This window comes from Dokdonella sp., from assembly GCF_017744955.1.
Lineage (GTDB): Bacteria > Pseudomonadota > Gammaproteobacteria > Xanthomonadales > Rhodanobacteraceae > Dokdonella_A.
Genome location: NZ_JAGIAG010000011.1, coordinates 15011 through 33957, shown reverse-complemented (window position 1 = coordinate 33957; position 18947 = coordinate 15011). Strand labels below are relative to the sequence as shown.

Sequence of the window (18947 nt, the reverse complement as noted above, 5' to 3'; positions counted from 1 at the left end):
GCGCGGAACCGCGTATCGGAGTCCGAGACCTTTCTGCCGGAGCTCGCAATGGACCTCGCAACTGCTCGCCGCTTTCTCGCTTCCTCGCTGACGCTGTCGGCGCTCGCCGCTGCGTCCGTCCCGGCGCGCGCCGACTTCCTCTACGCGCGCCTCGTGCCCGGCCCCGGCCTCGAGGCCGATGGATCGTCCAGCGCCGTCGACGTGTCCGCCGATGGCCGCACCGTGGTGTTTTCCAGTGATGCGATGAACTGGTCGTCGGCCGGTTCCACTTATCACGGCGACCGCGCCGTCGCCGTGGATCTCGATACCGGCGTGATCGAAGAGCTGTCGGTTTCGGGAAGCGGGGCATTCCGCGGCGAAGCGCCTGTCGTGTCCGGCGACGGACGCTACGTCGCGTTCCTGACCTACAGCACTCCGTATGGCCCGAACTGGCAGGTACTGCGCAAGGACCGGCAGACCGGCGCGCTGGTGGTTGCCAGCTCGACCGCGGCCGGCGTGGCGGTCAGCGGCGGTACGAACGACAACAATCCGGCCATTTCCGCGGATGGCCGCTACGTCGTGTTCGACACGTCCTCGCCGGACCTGTCGCCCGGCGCCGGGACGCAGATCTTCGTCAAGGACATGCAGACCGGCGCGGTGGAGATGGCGTCGGTCCGGTCCGACGGCAGTCCATCCGGCAGCGGCCCGTTGGAGGGGAGCGCATCGACGTCTTCGGCCGCATCGATCGACGAGCCCGACGGCGGCGGCAGCTGCACCTTCATGCCGCATGCCTTGTCGGGCAATGGCCGCTACCTCGTCATGAACTGCGGCACCGCGATGGTTCCCGGCGCGACCAGCGGGCAGATCTACGTGCGCGACCTGCAGGCGAATACGACCGAGTTGATCAGCCGCGACAATGCCCATCCCTCAGGAACGAGCGCGTTCGCGTATCGCCCGGCGATCTCGCCCAATGGCCGCTTCATCACGTTCCAGCTTCGCGGCTACGCCGGGCTCGGCTACGCGAACGGCGTCGACAGCACGGGCAACAGCGGCGTCTACCTGCGCGACCGCCAGAGCGGCACGACGGTGGCGATTCCACGCCCGGGCGCCGTGTCTGCAGACGACTACGACATCTGCCGCACGTCGTCCGTCTCCGACATCGGCTCGGTGATGCTCGAGTGCTATTACACGCTCCCCGGCGAGGTCAACCGCTTTCCGCAGGTGTTCCTCTACGTTCCCGGCCAGGGCGCGCCCGAACTGCTGTCGGCGAACGCGTCGGGCCAGGCCGGCAACGCGCAATCGGGCTATTCGCTCGCGGTGAACGCGTCGGGCCTGTCGATGGCGTGGGAGTCGGATGCGAGCAACATCGACCCGGACGACCACAACGGCGGGACCGACATCTTCGTGCTCGTCGAGGAGTCGGTGATCACCGACCAGATCTTCGCCGACGGCTTCCAGGCCGCGCCGACGTCGCGGCAGCCGGGCCGGCGCCTCGAGATCCTGCCGCGCGCGTCGCGCGACTGATTCGCCGCGCGGCCCGGCACCGCGTCGAGACGCGCGGTGATCGGACGAAAAAAAAACGGGCCGCTTGCGCGGCCCGTTTTCATTGCACTGGAACCTGCGGCTTACTGGCAGGCTTCGACCTTGACGTTGTCGATGACCAGGCCATTGGGAGCCGCTGCCGCCGTGTTCGAATCGCTGACCATGCGGAAGCGCAGCTGCAGGTTCGAACCGGCGAAGCTGTCGAGGTCGACGATCGAGCGCGTCGGCGCCGAAGCGCCACCGGGGCCGACGTAACACCACACCTTGCGTCCGGCCAGCGGCGCGCCCGGCGAGGCGAGGCCGTTGTACGGATCGGTGAACAGATGGCTGCCGTCGAGGTAGGTGAAGGTCGTGCCGTCGGTGCTCGCTTCCATCGACGAGCTGTCCCAGCAGCCGCTCGGCGGATCCTGCTCGGACTTGTGGTACGCGTCGAAAGACAGGAACACCGCCGCTGCGCCGCTCGGGATGGTGATCGCCGGCGTGGTCAGCGTGCGATCGCTGCTGGTGGTGTTGTCCGGCACCTTCCACACCGTGGCGGTCATGCCGGTACCGGTCGGCGGCGTGCCCTGCGTCCAGCCCGTTCCGCCGGTGCCAGCGGCGACCCAGCCGTTGACGCCGCTCTGGAAATCGTCCTCGAACACGGTCGTCGCCGTGGTGCCGGCCGGGCACTGGCCCGGAACACCGGTGGTGAACGAGAACGTGGCCGAGACCGGACCGTCGCCGCAGTAGTTGTGCGGCGTGACGCGCCAGTAGTACGACGTGGAGTTGCTGAGCGCCGGATCGACCGACCACGAGGTCGTCGGCACCGTGGCGCTGGCGACGATGTTGGTGAACGCCGAATCGGTCGCGACTTCGACCGTGTAGCTCAGCGCGTCGGTGGGTCCGCCCAGCGGCGGCAGGGAAGTGCCGTCGAAGCCGTCGCCGAAGATGCGGTCGTTGCTCATGCCGCCCCAGCTCAGCAGCGGACGGATCTTGACGTCGCCGGCCGCGTCGACCGGCGCCATCAGCTGCACCGCGGACGGCGCATCGGCGGACACGCCCAGTTCGAGCCCGATGTGGCGGCTCTGGCTGCCGCTGGTCGCGGTGACGTCCATCGAATACTCGCCCGAAGGCAGGCTCATGCCGCCGGCGATGGTCAGGTCGGTGCTGCCCGGTGCGTTGACCGGATTCGACGAGAACTGCGCGGTCGCGCCGCTCGGCACGTTGCTGGCGCTCAGGTTGACCGCACCGGTGAAGCCGTTCAGCACGCCCAGGCGCAGCGAGTAGGACGGATCCGTCGTCGCCGTGGCGCCGCACATCTCGATGCGGGTCGGCGTCTGGGCGACCAGCGCGTAGCTCGGATCGCCGCAGCCCGGGAACTTGAACGAGCACACGCGCGTGCGCCACGAACCGCTGGCGGTGGTCGCATAGTACTCGGTGGTGAAGTAGAACGTGCACTGGTCGACCGGGTCGACGCTCATCGACGAGTAGTCGCCCCAGCGGCCGCTGCTGCTGGTCTGCGAGCCGGCGGCGACGCCGTCGGTGCAGTTCGCCTCGTCGCGCAGGGTGCCGAGCGGATCATCCAGCGTGCGGCCGGTGACTTCGATCTGCGGGCGCGAGGCGGCGCTCGACTTCGAGTAGCCGACGCCGATGTTGCCGCTGCCGTCGATGGCGATGCCGCCCATCCAGCGGGTCTCCGCGTCCGGCGCGTAGGTGCCCTGGTCGACGATGGTCTTGCTGAGCGCGGCCGGCGTGGCCGGGGCGGTGCCGCCGTTGTCGAGATTGAAGTGCACCCAGTTGATGCCGCCCTGGTCGGCGTCGCCGGTCACCGTGTGGTTCACGACCAGCGAGACGCGCGTCGGCGCATCGGCCGAGAACGCGCGCGCGGTGGCGCGGTACATGATGTGCGTGCCGAACGCGTCGAGCGCGCTGGCGGTGCCTTGCTGGGCGACCGGGCCGTAGAACGGAACGAACGGCGCACCCTGCACGCGGTTCGGCGTATTGGTGATCGTCGTATTGGCCGGCGTGGTCCAGTCCAGGCACATGTCCCAGAACAGGTATTCGCTGGTGCCGGCGTCGAAATGCACGAACGACGGACAGGCGTTGGCCGGCGCGGGCATCGTGCCGAGCAGGTGCAGCGGTTCCACGCCGTAGGCGTCGAAGCCGGGGAAGCGCACCATGCCGGCGGTCGGATCGCCGGCGAGCATCTTGGTGCGGTCCATCGCGATCAGCGCCGAACCTTGATACTGGCTGGACGTGTTGAACTCGTGCGTGATCAGCAGATAGGAATTCTGGCTGCCGCCCTCGTCGGTCCAGATGCCCATCTTCGGGTAGTCGCCGAAGCGCGGCCAGTTGAACTCGTAGCGGTTATAGGTGCCGAACGGGTCCGGCGACGTCGACACCGCGACGCATTGCGCATACGGCGCGCTGGTGACGAACTGGCTCATGACCCAGCGCTGCGCCTGCGGATCCCACAGCGCGATCGGGTCGCCGGAGTTGGTCGTCTCGCACTTGCCGCCGAAGCCGGTCCAGAACGAGTTGCCTTGCACTGGCGCGGGCGTCTCGGGCGCCGGCGTGCCGGTGGTCTTGTCGAAGGCCTGCCAGGCCGAATTGACCCACTGGATGTAGTGCAGGTCGCTGACGTCGCCGTTGGTGTCCGGCGGCAGGCAGCCGCAGGCCGAGGTGGTCGAGGTGATGGCCTGGAAGCTGAGGTCGATCGTGGGGGCGGGCAGCCCGTTCGGCGCGTTCTGCACGCGCCGCTGGCCCGGCGTCTGCGCCGTCTTGTCGACCTGGCCGCTGAGCTTGAGCAGGATGTTGGGGATCTCGTAGGGCTCCTGCTCGGTGCCTTTCGGCTGCGCCAGCGGCGGATTGGCGCGCAGGATGTCGCGGATCGGCGCGGAGACGTCGTGGCGGACCGCGCGGATCACGTCGGGAGCGGCGTGCGGATCGCGCGGCTCGGCCGGGCGTGTACCACTGGCCTGCGCCGCGACGGGCAACAGGAGAGCCGCGCCTAGCGCGGCGAGAGCGAAACAGGACCTACTCATTGTCGAACCCCTTCAGCGATTGACCCAGGTGACGGCTACCGTTCGCTGTGGGGGTGGCCTGTCGCCACTGCCGTCGTTGATCAGCCGGTTCCTGCCTTGGCGCGCTCATCGAGCCGTTCGAGACGGCGCAGATGGCCTTCGAGGAACTTGCGTGTGGTCGCCGGCAGCGCCGGGTCGGCCAGGGCTTGCTGAATCGTCGAACGCTCCAAAGCCGCGGATTGCCGCCTCAACATCAGGCTCGCCCGTTCGGCCACCGCAGGATTCGCGCTCCAGACCCAGCGCTTGAGTGCGTCGGAAGGAACCTTGACCGCGTGTTGATCGAGCAGCTCGAGCGTCGTCAGCACCAAATTCGATGGGTCTGGCGACGCCTCAGAATATCCGCCTACAGGCGTAGTTGTCACTAGGTTGATGCCGACCTCCTGCCACCAGCCGCCGAGATCGGCGGGGCGCAGGGCAGCCGACTGCAGCAGCGAGGCGCGCACGTCCGGCGGCGTGCCCGCATCGCGCGCGACCTTCTCGACGGTGGCATGGCCGTGTTCGCGCAGGCGCTCGCCGAGTTCGGCGTCGAGCGCGATCTGGCCGGCGGCGAGATCCTGCAGCGCGCGATCGGGACCGGCCAGCGCCTGCATCAGCTGATCGAACATCTTGCGCGACTCGCGGCCGCGCTCGCTGCGCGCGGTGGCGAGCAGCGCGCGCACCTGCGGCGTGTCGCGGAACAGGGCCGGATCGAGGCCGATGCTGACGAGCATCTGCGGGCCGTCCGGATTCTGCGCCCGGTGCAGCGGATCGCGCGGATCCTTGCGTCCGGTCGCGTAGCCGACGATGTAGCGCTCGCCGAGCGTGACCCGATCGAGGAGCGTCCTCGGCACGCGCACGTCGATCTTCTCCGGCGGGCGGGGTTTCTTGCCGTCGAGCACGTCCTTGCGCTGGAACACCAGGCGGCCGGCGGGATTGATCTCGATCAGCGAGCCCGCGACCAGGCGATTGTCGTCGGAATAGAGCAGCTCCAGCGGCGGGTCGACCGGCTTGGCCTGCAGTGCGGAGGCGCCGAGGCAGAGTGCAGCGGCCGCCCAGGCGAGCCTGGACAGAACGGAGCGGATTGGAGACGGCATCGGCGGCGGTCCTGATCAGTGGAAAGACGGAGGTCCGTCCCCGCGTCGGGCGGAGTGCGGTTAGCCCGCTAGGCTACTTCAGTCTGCCGATCGTCGCGAGACCGCGCAAACGAAACGGGCCGCACGCGGCGGCCCGTTTCACGGCAATGGAACGCCGGTCTTACTTCAGGCCGGCCGCCTTGCGCAGCTCGGCCGCCTTGTCGGTCTTCTCCCACGAGAACGCGGTGAAGCTGTCGCCGTTGGCGTGCTTGACCTGCACCGGGGCGCGGCCGAAGTGGCCGTAGCTCGCGGTGGCCTGGTACATCGGGTGCACGAGGTCGAGCATCTTGATGATGCCGTACGGACGCAGGTCGAAGTGGTTGCGGATCAGCTTCTCGATCTTGCTGTCGTCGATCTTGCCGGTGCCGAAGGTGGTCACCGAGATCGAGGTCGGATGCGCCACGCCGATCGCGTAGGACACCTGCACCTCGCAGCGGTCGGCGATGCCGGCGGCGACGATGTTCTTGGCGACGTAGCGCGCCGCGTAGGCGGCCGAACGGTCGACCTTGGACGGATCCTTGCCCGAGAACGCGCCGCCGCCGTGGCGGGCCCAGCCGCCGTAGGTGTCGACGATGATCTTGCGGCCGGTCAGGCCGCAGTCGCCGACCGGGCCGCCGATGACGAACTTGCCGGTCGGGTTGATGTGGTACTTGGTGCCCTTGTGCAGCCACTTGGACGGCAGCACGGGCTTCAAGATGTACTCGCGCACGGCCTCGACCAGGTCCTTCTGCTTGACCGACGGGTCGTGCTGGGTCGACAGCACCACGGCGTCGATCGCCGTCGCCTTGCCGTCCTCGTAACGCAGCGTGACCTGGCTCTTGGCGTCCGGGCGCAGCCACGGCAGCGGCGAGTTCTTCTTCTTGCGCACCTTGGCCTGCTGCTCGACGAGGCGATGCGACAGGTGGATCGCGGCCGGCATGAAGCTGTCGGTCTCGTTGGTGGCGTAGCCGAACATCAGGCCCTGGTCGCCGGCGCCCTGTTCTTCCGGGTTCTTGCGGTCGACGCCCTGGTTGATGTCCGGCGACTGCTTGCCGATCAGGTTCAGCACGCCGCAGGTGGCGCCGTCGAAGCCGACTTCGGAGCTGTTGTAGCCGATGTCGAGGATGACCTTGCGCGTCAGCGCCTCGAGGTCGATCCAGGCACTGGTGGTGATCTCGCCGGCGACGATCGCGACGCCGGTCTTGACCATCGTCTCGCAGGCGACGCGGGCGCGCTTGTCCTGGGCCAGGATCGCGTCCAGCACGGCGTCGGAGATCTGGTCGGCGACCTTGTCCGGATGACCTTCGGACACCGATTCGGAGGTGAACAGGTAGTTGCTCATCGCGGCAAATATCCTTCAATACGGATGGATGGATGAAAGGGCGCGCATCATACACGAGTCTGATTGCAGGCGCAGACGCCTGGGATATTCTCGGGCAGCGCCGGCAGCTCGCAGGCGCGACGGCGCCCGTTCGCCATTCGGAGCGTGAACGGACCGCCGGTTTCGTCACTCACTCAGTCATGGGGAAACATCATGCCAAGTTGGATTCGCGCGGCGGTACTGCCCAGCGCCATCGCCGCTGCATTGGGTTTCACGTCTCAGGTTTCCGCGCTCGGAAACGCACCGCCGGCCAGCGCCGCCCTGACCCGCGGCGTCAAGGCGCCCGAGGCCGGCATCGAACGCGCCGACGGGCGCTACTCGACGAGCGGCGTACCGATTTCGCTGTATCGGCCGGAGTTCACCGCGCGCGTCGCCGCGCCGGAAGCGATGGCGCGCGAATTCCTCGCCAGCCGCGCCGCCCAGCTCGGCCTCTCCGGCGCGCAGGCGGGCACGCTGGTGCGCACCTCGCTGCGCGAGGGGCGTCATTTCTCGGTGGTGCGCTTCACGCAGAGCACGGGCGGCCTGCCGGTCTACGGCAGCGACATCGCGGTCACCGTCAAGCCGAACGGCAGGATCGTCCACGTCGCCAACGCGTCGGTGCAGGGCGTGGTCGAATTGACCGGTCCGGCGGCGAAGAACGCCGTGGCTTCGGTCCGCAAGAGCGCGAACGATGCCGTGGCGGCCGCCAGGCAATACCTCGGTCTCGGCGAGCTGCGTCTGCAGAACACCAAGCAGATGGTGTTCGTCGCTGCGGACGGCAGCAACCGCATCGTCTGGCGCGTCAACGCGATCGGCCGGGACACGTTCACCGGCGACTGGGAAGTGCTGGTCGACGCGAACTCCGGCGACGTGCTGCTCGCGCGCGACCGCGCCGCCTACGTGGACGGCACCGGCACCGTGCACGCTCCCGATCCGCTCTCGCACGCACGCGCGACCTACGGCCAGACTGGCTACGTCGACGGCAACAACGCCGACACGCAGCAGCTGACCGACGCGCTGGTCACGGTCACCTTGCCGAACATCACGCAGAACGGCGCCAACTACGAGCTGTCCGGCCCGTACATGGTCTGCGCGAACATCGAGTCGCCCAACGATGCCGCCTGCCCGTCGCAGCCCGGCACCGATTTCTCGGTCACGCGCAGCGCGATGACCTTCGACGCGGTGATGGCCTACTACCACATCTCGACCTATCTGAAGTACGTCAACCAGACGCTCGGCGTCACGGCGATGCCGCGCAACCATCCCGGTGGCGTGCACGTCGATCCGCACGGTTTCAGCGGTCAGGACAACTCGCGCTACTCGCCGTCCGGCGAGGATCTCTCCTTCGGCCAGGGCGGCGTCGACGACGCGCAGGACGCCGACGTGCTCATCCACGAACTCGGTCACGGCATCCACGACTGGGTCACCGGCGGCCACCTGTCACAGACCGAAGGTCTTTCGGAAGGCACCGGCGACTACCTGGCGGGCGCGTACAGCCGCGACTTCCCCGACCAGTGGACGCCGGCGGACACGGCCTACAACTGGGTCTACAGCTGGGACGGCCACAACCCGTTCTGGGCCGGGCGCGTGCTGAACTACCAGACGATACGCACGTATGCGCAGGCGCGCACGGAGGCGATCCATTCCGCGGGCCAGTACTGGTCCTCGTGCAATCTGGAGGCCCGCAAGAATCTGCAGGTGCTCGACGCGGCCAACGGTGGCAGCACCTTCGACAAGGCGTTCCTCGAAGGCCTGTCGACCACCGGCGCCAGCACCAACCAGAAGGACGCCGCGCAGGCGGTCATCGACGCCGCGGCCACGCTCGGCTATACGCAGGCGCAGATCGACGCGATCGCCACCGCCTACAACTCCGGCAACCAGGGCGGCAACACCGGATGCACCTACGCGGTCACCGTGCCGATCGTCACCGACGACCCGGTCGTGCGCGTCGACCCGACCACGCTCGAGGCGACCGCCGAGATCGGCGCCAGCGTCGGCGCGACACTGGCGATCGGCAACGCCGGCGGCAGCGACCTGACCTGGAACATCGACACCTCCGACGACGCGAGCTGCGCCACGCCCTCGACGGTGGCTTGGCTCAGCGCAGCACCGACCAGCGGCACCGTCGCGCAGGGCGCCGCCGACACCGACGTCGCCGTGACGCTCGACTCGGCCTCGCTCGCGGTCGGCGAGTACACGACCAACCTCTGCGTGCACAGCAACGATCCCGCGACGGCGGTCGTCGCGGTGCCGGTCACCTTCACGGTCGATCCGCCGGGCGACGAGATCTTCAAGGACGGCTTCGACGGCGACCAGGTCGATCCGAACATCGTCGACAGCGGCGTGCTGGACATCGCCATCGCGCAGGACACCAACGGCCTCTACATCAACTGGCTGACCGGCGCGACGTGCAGCACGGCGTCCGGCGGCGGCTGCGGCAGCGTGGCGCAGGCGTACGACTTCAACGCCTGGGGCAGTTCGACGCTGAACTTCTTCTGGGGCACGGCGATCGCCGACACCAGCTTCTGCGTCGGCGACGGCACCAGCTGCACCGTGCTGGCCTCGGGTGCCGAGATCGGTCCGTCCTCGACGTTCGACGACAGCGATGCCGCCCTGTTCCGCACGGACGGCGAGAAGTACCTGGGCTTCAGCTTCGTCAACACGGAGACCAGCGCGGTCAACTACGGCTACGTCAAGCTGACCACCACCGGGCCGAACGGCACGCCGGCGACGCTGAACCAGTACTGGTACAACAAGGCCGGCGAGCCGATCGTGATTCCGTAGGAAGACGATCGCGCCAGGCGCTTCCGGAGGCGGGGGAAACCCCGCCTCTTTTTTTGTCGAGTCGCGCAGTCGCCGGACCCGGATTTCCGCTTCGATGCAGCGCCGACCGTCCGCGCGACGGTGCGCTCAGTCCGGCCACTCGTTCAGATGCGGTCCGAACTTCTCGCGCTGCCGGCGCACGATGCAGAAGCGATGGCCGGTCGGCGCTTCCATCACCCACCAGCGCTCATGCACGAAGGCGATGCGTTTCGCGCCGAGCGCTTCGAGGCGCTCGGCCTCGGCCTCGAGGTCGTCGGTCTCGATGTCCAGATGCACGCGCGAGGCGTGGTCGACCTTCTGCAGCAGGATCATCGGCTCGTCGGGCGCGGTTTCCAGTTCGGCGTACTTGCCGTCGCCGTCCTGATCGACGCTGGCGATCTTCTTGCCGAGCGTCCGGCTCCAGAATTCCGTGGCCGGGCCGAGATCGTCGACGTGGCAGTCGATGACGAGACTGCACAAACGGCTGCGATGCGACATGGGAACCTCCTGACCGTCAAAGCCCCGGATGGCGCGCGTCGCACTCGCGGTGCGACCGCCCGACGACTGTAGCCGCCAGCGCCTGAAGTTCGCGCAACGGGACTTCCCGTTGCACGCGCATCTTGCGGTTACTGCGCCAGCGCCAGGTCGTCGAGCATCGCCTTGAGGAAGCGCGCCGCCTCGCCGCCGGTCGCGGCGCGATGGTCGAAGGTCAGCGAGAGCGGAATCACGCGATGCGATTCGAAACCGCCCATCACCGGCGTCATCTGGTGCCGGCCCTTGCCGGCCGCGACGATCGCCACGCACGGCGGCACCACCACCGGCGTCGCGTAGCGTCCGGCGAAGACGCCGAAGTTCGACAGCGAGATCGTGTAGCCCTTGAGCTCGTCGGCGGGAATCGAGCGCTCCTCGACTTGCGTGCGCAGCCGGTTCACCGCCGCGCGCAGGCCGGCGGCGTCGAGCACGTCGGCGTTGCGCAGCGCCGGCACGAACAGTCCGTCCTCGGTGTCGACCGCGATGCCGATGTCGACCTGCGGATGCAGCGTGCGCGTGAGGTTCTCGCCGTCGAACCACGCGTTCAGCGCCGGCACCGTCTTGCACGCACGCACCAGCGCGCGGATCAGGCGCACGGTGACGTCGCTGCCGGGCAGCCAGGCGTGGATGTCGGCGTCGTCGCAGAGCGTCGTCGGCACCACCTGCGCGTGCGCCGCCGCCATCACGCGCGCCATGTTGCGGCGCACGCCCTTGAGTTGTTCCGGCTGGCCGCTGGCCTGCACCGTCGGCGGCGTGGTGCGCATCGGCTTGCCGGCGGCGGACAGCGTGGTGCGTTCGGCGTCGCGGCGCGCGGCCGCAGCGGGTGCTGCAGCGGCCGCGGGCGGGGCCGCTTCGGCGCGTACCGGTGCGGCGGGCGCCGCGCCGAGTTTTGCGGTGCCGGCCGCTGCGGCGTCCTTGACGTCCTTCAGCGTGACGACGCCGTCGGCGCCGCTGGGGCGCACGCGTGCGAGATCGACGCCGAGTTTCTTCGCCAGCGCGCGCACGGCCGGCACGGCCTTGACGCCGCCGATGCTGGTCGCCTGCTCGGCGTGCACGCGGCCGCTCGATTCCATCGCGCCGACCACGGTGCCTTCGTCGGCACGCTGAGCGGCGCCGCCGCTGGCGATCTCGCCGCCCTCGTCGGAGGCGACCACGCCCTTGTGATCCGGCGCCTCGGCGCCGGCGCCCTTGGCCGGCGCGCCGGCCGCTTTCGGCGGTGCGTGATGGTGGCCGGTCGATTCGGCTTCGGAGCGCTGCGGCAGGTTCGGATCGGGTTCGAATTCGGCCAACGCCGCGCCGGTCGCGATCACGTCGCCGGCGCTGCCGTGGGTCTTGGTCAGCTTGCCCGAGTAGGGCGAGGGCACTTCGACGACCGCCTTCGCGGTTTCCATCGACACCAGCGGCTCGTCGAGCTTGACGGTGGCACCCTCGGCGACCAGCCATTCGACGATGGTCGCGTCGGGCAGGCCTTCGCCGAGGTCGGGGAGGTGGAAGGTCTTGATGTCGGCCATGAAGTTTCGTCCTGGTGCGGCGCGCGCGGCGTCGTCAGTGGAGATGCAGCAGCACCAGCGCGGCGATCGCCGGCAGCGCCTGCACGTAGAAGATCTTGCGGCTGACCGTCCATGCGCCGTAGGCGCCGGCGACGATCACGCAAGAGAGAAAGAAGATCTTGATGTGGAACCCTTCGCCGCCCGCGGCGAGGCCCCAGACGAGGCCGGCGGCGAGGAATCCGTTGTACAGGCCCTGGTTCGCGGCCAGCGCCTTGGAGGCCTGCGCGAACTCCGGCGTGAGCGAGAACACGCGCCGTCCGAACGGCGTCGTCCACAGGAACATCTCGAGCACGAGGAAGTACCCGTGCAGCAAGGCGACGAGGCCGACGAGGAGGTTCGCGATCGCGTTCACGCGCGGCCTCCTGCTCAGCTCGCCGCCAGCGTGCGCTTCACCGCCGCGACGATGCGCTCGACGCTCGGCAGATATTTCATCTCCAGGCGGTACAGCGGGATGTGCGTGTCGTAGCCGGTCACGCGCTCGACCGGAGCGAGGAGGTCGTACATCGCCTCGTCCGCCAGCCGCGCCGCGATCTCGGCGCCGAAGCCGGCCGTGCGCGGCGCCTCGTGCACGATCACGCAGCGCCCGGTCTTCTTCACCGATTCGTGGATCGTGTCGAAGTCGAGCGGCGTCAGCGTGGCGACGTCGATGACCTCGGCGCTGATGCCCTGTTCGGCCAGTGCGTCGGCGGCTTCGAGCGTTTCCTTGACCTGCGCGCCCCAGCTGACCAGGGTCACGTCGCTGCCGTCGCGCAGCACGAAGCACACGTCGAGCGGCAGCGCTTCGCCGTCGTCGGGCACTTCTTCCTTGTACTGGCGGTAGATGCGTTTCGGCTCGAAGAACATCACCGGATCCGGATCGCGGATCGCCGCGAGCAGGAGGCCGTAGGCGCGCCCCGGCGACGACGGCAGCACGACGCGCAGCCCCGGGATGTTGGTGAACAGCGCCTCGTTCGCTTCGGAATGGTGCTCCGGCGCGCGGATGCCGCCGCCCCACGGCGCGCGGAACACGGCCGGGCAGGTCAGGCGGCCGCGCGTGCGCGTGCGCATGCGTGCGGCGTGGCAGGCGATGTGTTCCATCATCGGATAGATGAAGCCTTCGAACTGCGCTTCGGCGATCGGCTTCATGCCTTGTGAGGCAAGGCCGACCGTGAGGCCGGCGATGCTGGCTTCGTCGAGCGGCGTGTCGATCACGCGCGCCGCGCCGAACTTCTCCTGCAATCCCTGCGTCGCGCGGAACACGCCGCCGTTGACGCCGACGTCCTCGCCGAGCACGACGACGCTGGGGTCGACGCGCATCTCGTGGGCGAGCGCCTGGGTGACGGCTTCGATGAGAGTGATTTGTGCCATGGGCTCGTATCCGTGTTCAGTGCGCGGCTTTGTCGGCAGCGATCGCTGCGGCGCGCTGCGCGGCCAGATCGGCCGGCACTTCGGCGAAGGTGTAGTCGAACATCGCTTCGACCGATTGCGATTTCGTTTCGAGGTAGGCGTTGACTTCGGCGTCGACCTTCGCCGCGCACTCGGCCTTCCACGCCTCTTCCTCCTGCTCGGTCCAGGCGTTCATCGACATCAGGTAGTTCTTGATGCGCCGCAACGGCTCGCGGTTCCAGGCGTCCTTGACCTCGGCCTCGCCGCGGTAGCGGCGCGCGTCGTCGGCGGTGGTGTGGTCGGACAGGCGATAGGTGACCGCCTCGATCACCATGCCGCCGTGGCCGTGGCGCGCACGCTTGATCGCGTGGTCCATCGCCGCGCGCATCGCGATCAGGTCGTTGCCGTCGACTTGCAGGCATTCCAGGCCCGCGGCGATGCCCTTCTGAGCGAGCGTCTTCGCGCCGGTCTGGATGCTGCGCGGCACCGAGATCGCCCATTGGTTGTTGACGATGACGGCGACCAGCGGCAGCGTCATCGCGCCGGCGACGTTGATCGCGCCGTAGAAATCGCCCTTCGACGAACCGCCGTCGCCGACCACGGTGACGGCGACGCGCGGTTCCTTGCGCGTCTTGAACGCCAGCGCGGCGCCGGCCGCGTGCAGGCACTGCGTGGCGATCGGCACGCACCAGGCGAAGTCGTGCGCGGGACCGGAGAAATTGTTGCCGCGCTCGTCGCCACCCCAGTAGAGCAGCACTTCGCGCGGACGGACGCCGCGATAGAACTGCGCGCCGTACTCGCGATACATCGGCGCGAACACGTCGTCTTCCTGCATCGCGCTGCCGATCGCGACGTGCGCAGCTTCGTGGCCGAGGCAGGAGGCGTAGGTGCCGAGCTTGCCGGTGCGTTGCAGCGCTACGGCCTTGGCGTCGAAGGTGCGCGTGAACAACATCAACTTGTACAGTTCCACGAGTTGCCGGATGTCGCGGGCGATCGCGGGCAGGTCGTCGCGGACGAGCTTGCCGTCGGCGTCGAGGTACTGCAGGAATTCGATTTCGAAAGTGGCGGCGGTGGACAAGAAGCCTCCGAAAACAGCGGCGCGCAGAGCGCATTTTTTCAATACGTAGCCGAATGGCTGGCGTTCGGGGCGAGCGCCGGCAAGCGCTTCGCCGTTCGGCTGGCGGGGGCCGGAACGGTAGCCAAGTCGCGCCGTGCTTCGCAAGGCCCGACGCAACATGGCATGTGGCCTCGCGCGCTACACTGCAAGCTTCCCTTCGCCGGTACCACGATGAACGAACCGATCAACCTGCGTCCGCTCGAGAGCGGGATCGAAACGGACCTGCGCGAACGCACCACCTACGGCGGCTATCTGCAGCTCGACACGCTGCTGTCGGCGCAGAAGCCGCTCAGCGATCCGCCGCTGCACGACGAGATGCTGTTCATCGTCCAGCACCAGGTCGCGGAGCTGTGGATGAAGCTGCTCGTGCACGAGCTGCGCGCGGCGATCGTGCGCCTGCGCGCCGACGACGTCGACGCGACGCTGAAGATCCTCGCCCGCGTGAAGCAGGTGCAGCGCCAGCTGTTCGAGCAGTGGGCGGTGCTGGAGACGCTGACGCCGACGGAGTACATGCAGTTCCGCCCGGTGCTGGGGCCGTCGTCGGGCTTCCAGTCGCTGCAGTACCGCGCGATCGAGTTCCTGCTCGGCAACAAGAACGCCGGCATGTTGAAGGTGTTCGACCACGATCCGGCCGCGCAGGCCGAGCTGCGCACGCAGCTGGAAGCGCCGAGCCTGTACGACGAGTTCCTGCGCTATCTCGCGCGGCGCGGCCATGCGATCCCGGCGGCCTGCCTCGACCGCGACGTCACGCGGCCGCACGAGCGCACGCCCGAGCTGGTGCCGGTGTTCAAGCGCATCTACGAGAACGCGAGCGAGTTCTGGCCGGAATACCATCTGTGCGAGCAGCTGGTCGACATCGAGGAGAGTTTCCAGCTCTGGCGTTTCCGCCACATGAAGACTGTCGAGCGCATCATCGGCCATCGCCGCGGCACCGGCGGCTCGTCGGGCGTCTCGTTCCTGAAGAAGGCGCTCGACCTGACCTTCTTCCCGGAGCTGATCGACGTGCGCACCGAGATCGGCAGCTGACCGGTTCGAACGTTCGTTTGCGCGAGCGCGGCGCATTGACGCGTTGGCGTTCGATCGGTGCTGGGAAACTTTCCACCACCGCGGGCGGGGAATCCGCGGCGCCCCGGCTCGTCCGATTCCCCGCGTCCATATTGCGCTGCGGTTTGACCTCGCCGCCGCGAGCGGTTACACGTGAACGGTTTGTTCACGTTCGCTTCCAGGAAACCCATGTCCACGACCGCTACCGACGCAGCCGCGCCGCCGAATTTCCCGCAGAAGATGGGGCATCCACGCCCGCTGTGGATGCTGTTCATGACGGAATTCTGGGAGCGCTTCGCGTTCTACGGCATCCGCTGGGCGCTGGTGCTGTACATCGTGGCGCAGTTTCACGGCGGCGATCCGAGCGGCGAGGCGCCGGCGAACCGCACCTACGGCGCGTATCTGGCGCTGGTCTACGCCAGCGCGATCTTCGGCGGCTACATCGCCGACCGCGTGCTTGGCTACCAGCGCTCGATCCTGCTCGGCGCGGTCGTGATGTCGGCTGGCCTGTTCATGATCTCGCTGCCGGAGCCGCACATCTTCGAACTCGGCCTGGCCACGATCATCTGCGGCAACGGCCTGTTCAAGCCGAACATCTCGACCATGGTCGGCAAGCTCTACGGCGTGGGCGACGGCCGTCGTGACGCCGGCTTCACGATCTTCTACATGGGCATCAATCTCGGCGGATTCCTGTCGCCGATCCTGACCGGCATCCTCGCCGAACAGGTGTTCGGCACCGCCGCGATGCCGGCCTACAAGATGGTGTTCATCGCCTCGGGCATCGGCATGCTGATCAGCCTGGTCTGGTTCTGGATCGGCCGCAGCCAGCTGGAGGGCATCGGCCGGCCGCCGCAGGACGGCGCCTCGAGGGCGCGCGTGCTGTACGTGCTGATCGGCGTGATCGCCGCGATCCCGGTCATGTACGGCCTGCTCGCGATGGGCGCCGGCACGCTGGCCTGGATCCTTGGCATCATGTTCGTCGCGCTGTGCGCGCTGCTGCTGGTCGAAGGCGTCCGCGAAGGCGCCGTGCAGCGCGACAAGACCATCGCGATGCTGATCATCTTCGCCTTCAACGTGCTGTTCTGGATGTTCTTCGAGCAGGCCGGCAGCTCCTTCACCTTCCTCGCCGATCGCATCGTCAACCGCGAGTTCGGCGACTGGACCTTCCCGAACGCCTGGTTCCAATCGGTCAACTCGCTGGCGATCATCGCGCTGGCGCCGATCATCGCGGTGATCTGGGTGTGGATGGGCAGGCGCAACGTCGAGCCGTCGATCCCGCGCAAGTTCGGCCTCGGCCTGATCTTCAACGGCCTGGCCTTCCTGCTGCTGATGTTCGCGCTGTCGAGCCTGGTCAGCGACGCGGGCAAGATCCCGTTCTGGACCCTGTTCATGGTCTACGTGATCCAGTCGGTCGGCGAGCTGTGCCTGTCGCCGATCGGCCTGTCGATGGTGACCAAGCTCGCCCCGCTGCGCCTGGTCGGCTTCGGCATGGGCGGCTGGTTCCTCTCCACCGGCATCGGCAACAACCTGTCCGGCATCTTCGCCGGCCACGTCAGCGGCGAAGGCGGCATGACCGTCGAATCGGCCCTCGGCGGCTACACCTTCGGCTTCTGGGCCCTGGTCGGTGCCGGCGTGCTGCTGTTCCTGATCGCGCCGCTGATCAATCGGTTGATGCACGGGGTGAGGTAGTGAGGAACGAGAAAACGGCGGAGTGAGAAACGAGAGTCGCACGCACCAGCCCCCGTTCCTCGCTTCTCCAACTCGCTCCTTCGCTTCAGACAGGCGCCAACTTGTCGAGCACGCGCTGCAACGCGCGTCGCTCGTCGGCGTCGAGCCGCGCCAGCAGTTCGCGCTCGTGCTCGCGCGCCAGCGGCGCGACGACGTCGTGGATCTTCCATCCCTTGGCCGACAGCAGCAGTACCGAGCGGCGCTTGTCACCGTCGTGCGTGCGGCGCACGACGCGCTTGGCCTCGACCAGGCGCGCCAGCGCGCGGCTGACTGCGACCTTGTCCATCTCGGTGCGTTCGGCCACCTCGCGCGCGGACAGCCCGGCGCCGTCGAAGCGCGCCAGCACCGCGATCACGCGCCACTCGGTCATGGTCAGGTCGAAGCGCTGCTGGTACTCGCGCGCGATCGCCTGGCTGATCCGGTTGGACAGGATCGACAGCCGGTAGGGCAGGAAGCGTTCGAGCTCGAGCGGGGTGTGATCGGTCATGCGGCGGCGCGCCTTGAAAATGGTTTCAATTGTAACTAGTCTGTCCGGGTCGATCCATTGTCGCGCAGGAGCGGCCGTCAGAAGCCGCATCCTCCCATCTTTCGGAGTATCGCCATGAACGCCCAGCCCAATCTCGGCATGCAGGTCACCACGTTCGACAATCCGATGGGGATCGACGGCTTCGAGTTCGTCGAATTCGCCGCGCCCGAAGGCCAGGGCGAGTTCATGCACGACTACTTCCGCCGCATGGGCTTTTCCGCCGTGCTGCGCCACCAGTCGCGCCCGATCACGGTGTACCGCCAGGGCCGGGTGAACTTCCTGCTGAACGAGTCGCCCGACTCGTTCGCGGCCGACTTCGCACGCGCGCACGGTCCGAGCGCCTGCGGTTTCGCGATCGGCTTCAACAAGCCGGTGAGCGAAGTGCTCGACGCCGTGCTCGCCAACGGCGGCGAGAAGATCGTCGACAAGGCCGACACGCGCGCGGTCGACGCGCCGGTCATCAAGGGCATCGGCGATTGCATGCTGTACCTGGTCGACCGCGCCCGCGACGACCTCTACGCCGACTACGTGCCGGTCGAGGGCGCCGAGTCGAATCCGGCCGGATTCGGCCTGACCTTCATCGACCATCTGACCCACAACCTCTACTTCGGCAACATGCAGAAGTGGTCGGACTACTACGAGAAGCTGTTCAACTTCCGCGAGATCCGCTACTTCGACATCAAGGGCGCCAAGACCGGCCTGGTCTCGAAGGCGATGACGGCGCCGGACGGCATCGTGCGCATTCCGCTCAATGAATCGAGCGATCCGAAGTCGCAGATCAACGAATACCTCGACGCCTACAAGGGCGAGGGCATCCAGCACATCGCGCTGTTCACCGACGACATCTACGCGACGGTCGAGGCGATGCGCGCGCGGAACATCGAGTTCCTCGACACGCCGGACACCTACTTCGAAGTCATCGACGTGCGCGTGCCGAACCACGGCGAGGACGTGCCGCGCCTGGCCAGAAACAAGATCCTCATCGACGCCGACCCGGAGACCAAGCAGCGCAAGCTGCTGCAGATCTTCACCCAGAACGCGTTCGGGCCGATCTTCTTCGAGATCATCCAGCGCAAGGGCAACGAGGGTTTCGGCGAAGGCAACTTCCAGGCGCTGTTCGAATCGATCGAGCGCGACCAGATGAAGCGCGGCGTGCTGTAATCGCCGCGCTCGACGCGAACCGCAGCATCCTTCGTTCCTTCCACCGCACCATTTCGGCGTCAGGCCCGCGAACGCGGGCATCCATTTCG

General features: G+C 67.9%; 14 protein-coding genes. 5 read left to right on the top strand and 9 right to left on the bottom strand.

Features of this window, described 5'->3' with window-relative positions:
- Positions 1–48 precede the first annotated feature (48 nt).
- Positions 49–1503: a hypothetical protein gene (locus J7520_RS17000; protein ID WP_291190854.1), complete on the top strand. Its 1455-nt coding sequence runs from the start codon at positions 49–51 to the stop codon at positions 1501–1503.
- A gap of 101 nt (positions 1504–1604) precedes the next feature.
- On the opposite strand, the gene J7520_RS16995 is transcribed toward J7520_RS17000, so the two are convergent.
- The 3 genes from J7520_RS16995 to metK form a co-directional block, all read right to left on the bottom strand.
- Positions 1605–4427, bottom strand: coding sequence for a hypothetical protein (locus J7520_RS16995; protein ID WP_291190851.1), 2823 nt, complete (start codon positions 4425–4427; stop codon positions 1605–1607).
- A 197-nt stretch (positions 4428–4624) separates the two neighbouring features.
- The gene (locus J7520_RS16990) at positions 4625–5656 is read right to left on the bottom strand and encodes a hypothetical protein (protein ID WP_291190848.1); all 1032 of its coding nucleotides are present in this window, start codon (positions 5654–5656) and stop codon (positions 4625–4627) included.
- A 160-nt stretch (positions 5657–5816) separates the two neighbouring features.
- The gene (metK, locus tag J7520_RS16985) at positions 5817–7016 is read right to left on the bottom strand and encodes a methionine adenosyltransferase (protein WP_291190845.1); all 1200 of its coding nucleotides are present in this window, start codon (positions 7014–7016) and stop codon (positions 5817–5819) included.
- A gap of 192 nt (positions 7017–7208) precedes the next feature.
- Here metK and J7520_RS16980 point away from each other — a divergent pair, with 192 nt between their 5' ends.
- Positions 7209–9818, top strand: a complete 2610-nt coding sequence (locus J7520_RS16980) for a M36 family metallopeptidase (RefSeq protein WP_291190842.1) — start codon at positions 7209–7211, stop codon at positions 9816–9818.
- 126 nt (positions 9819–9944) lie between these two features.
- Here the strand turns inward: J7520_RS16980 and J7520_RS16975 are convergent, their stop codons facing one another.
- The 5 genes from J7520_RS16975 to pdhA all read right to left on the bottom strand — a co-directional run bounded on the left by J7520_RS16975 (position 9945) and on the right by pdhA (position 14360).
- Entirely contained in the window at positions 9945–10334 is a 390-nt protein-coding gene (locus tag J7520_RS16975) for a VOC family protein (RefSeq protein WP_291190839.1), read from the bottom strand.
- Between the two features lie 128 nt (positions 10335–10462).
- Positions 10463–11878: a dihydrolipoamide acetyltransferase family protein gene (locus J7520_RS16970; protein ID WP_291190836.1), complete on the bottom strand. Its 1416-nt coding sequence runs from the start codon at positions 11876–11878 to the stop codon at positions 10463–10465.
- A 34-nt stretch (positions 11879–11912) separates the two neighbouring features.
- Positions 11913–12269, bottom strand: a complete 357-nt coding sequence (locus tag J7520_RS16965) for a DUF1304 domain-containing protein (protein ID WP_291190833.1) — start codon at positions 12267–12269, stop codon at positions 11913–11915.
- Between the two features lie 14 nt (positions 12270–12283).
- The gene (locus J7520_RS16960; protein ID WP_291190830.1) at positions 12284–13264 is read right to left on the bottom strand and encodes an alpha-ketoacid dehydrogenase subunit beta; all 981 of its coding nucleotides are present in this window, start codon (positions 13262–13264) and stop codon (positions 12284–12286) included.
- A 16-nt stretch (positions 13265–13280) separates the two neighbouring features.
- Complete coding sequence (gene pdhA / locus J7520_RS16955; RefSeq protein WP_291190827.1) at positions 13281–14360, bottom strand: pyruvate dehydrogenase (acetyl-transferring) E1 component subunit alpha; 1080 nt, start codon at positions 14358–14360, stop codon at positions 13281–13283.
- 210 nt (positions 14361–14570) lie between these two features.
- On the opposite strand from pdhA, the gene kynA reads away from it, so the two are divergent.
- Together kynA and J7520_RS16945 are read left to right on the top strand one after the other, a co-directional pair.
- Positions 14571–15425 (top strand): tryptophan 2,3-dioxygenase, encoded by an 855-nt coding sequence (gene kynA, locus J7520_RS16950; protein ID WP_291190824.1) that lies wholly within the window; start codon positions 14571–14573, stop codon positions 15423–15425.
- Positions 15426–15632: 207 nt separating this feature from the next.
- A complete protein-coding gene (locus J7520_RS16945; RefSeq protein ID WP_291190821.1) occupies positions 15633–17132 on the top strand; it encodes an oligopeptide:H+ symporter in 1500 nt (499 codons plus the stop codon).
- A gap of 85 nt (positions 17133–17217) precedes the next feature.
- Here the strand turns inward: J7520_RS16945 and J7520_RS16940 are convergent, their stop codons facing one another.
- Positions 17218–17658, bottom strand: a complete 441-nt coding sequence (locus tag J7520_RS16940; RefSeq protein ID WP_291190818.1) for a MarR family transcriptional regulator — start codon at positions 17656–17658, stop codon at positions 17218–17220.
- A 114-nt stretch (positions 17659–17772) separates the two neighbouring features.
- Between J7520_RS16940 and hppD the strand changes: the two genes are divergently transcribed.
- Positions 17773–18858, top strand: a complete 1086-nt coding sequence (gene hppD / locus J7520_RS16935) for a 4-hydroxyphenylpyruvate dioxygenase (RefSeq protein ID WP_291190814.1) — start codon at positions 17773–17775, stop codon at positions 18856–18858.
- Positions 18859–18947 lie beyond the last annotated feature (89 nt).

Excerpts from the sequence above, each read along its gene's own strand:
- J7520_RS17000 (WP_291190854.1), top strand. The coding sequence starts at position 49 with ATGGACCTCGCAACTGCTCGCCGCTTTCTCGCTTCCTCGCTGACGCTG.
- J7520_RS16990 (WP_291190848.1), bottom strand. The coding sequence starts at position 5,656 with ATGCCGTCTCCAATCCGCTCCGTTCTGTCCAGGCTCGCCTGGGCGGCC.
- metK (WP_291190845.1), bottom strand. The coding sequence starts at position 7,016 with ATGAGCAACTACCTGTTCACCTCCGAATCGGTGTCCGAAGGTCATCCG.
- J7520_RS16980 (WP_291190842.1), top strand. The coding sequence starts at position 7,209 with ATGCCAAGTTGGATTCGCGCGGCGGTACTGCCCAGCGCCATCGCCGCT.
- J7520_RS16975 (WP_291190839.1), bottom strand. The coding sequence starts at position 10,334 with ATGTCGCATCGCAGCCGTTTGTGCAGTCTCGTCATCGACTGCCACGTC.
- J7520_RS16970 (WP_291190836.1), bottom strand. The coding sequence starts at position 11,878 with ATGGCCGACATCAAGACCTTCCACCTCCCCGACCTCGGCGAAGGCCTG.
- J7520_RS16960 (WP_291190830.1), bottom strand. The coding sequence starts at position 13,264 with ATGGCACAAATCACTCTCATCGAAGCCGTCACCCAGGCGCTCGCCCAC.
- kynA (WP_291190824.1), top strand. The coding sequence starts at position 14,571 with ATGAACGAACCGATCAACCTGCGTCCGCTCGAGAGCGGGATCGAAACG.
- J7520_RS16945 (WP_291190821.1), top strand. The coding sequence starts at position 15,633 with ATGTCCACGACCGCTACCGACGCAGCCGCGCCGCCGAATTTCCCGCAG.
- J7520_RS16940 (WP_291190818.1), bottom strand. The coding sequence starts at position 17,658 with ATGACCGATCACACCCCGCTCGAGCTCGAACGCTTCCTGCCCTACCGG.
- hppD (WP_291190814.1), top strand. The coding sequence starts at position 17,773 with ATGAACGCCCAGCCCAATCTCGGCATGCAGGTCACCACGTTCGACAAT.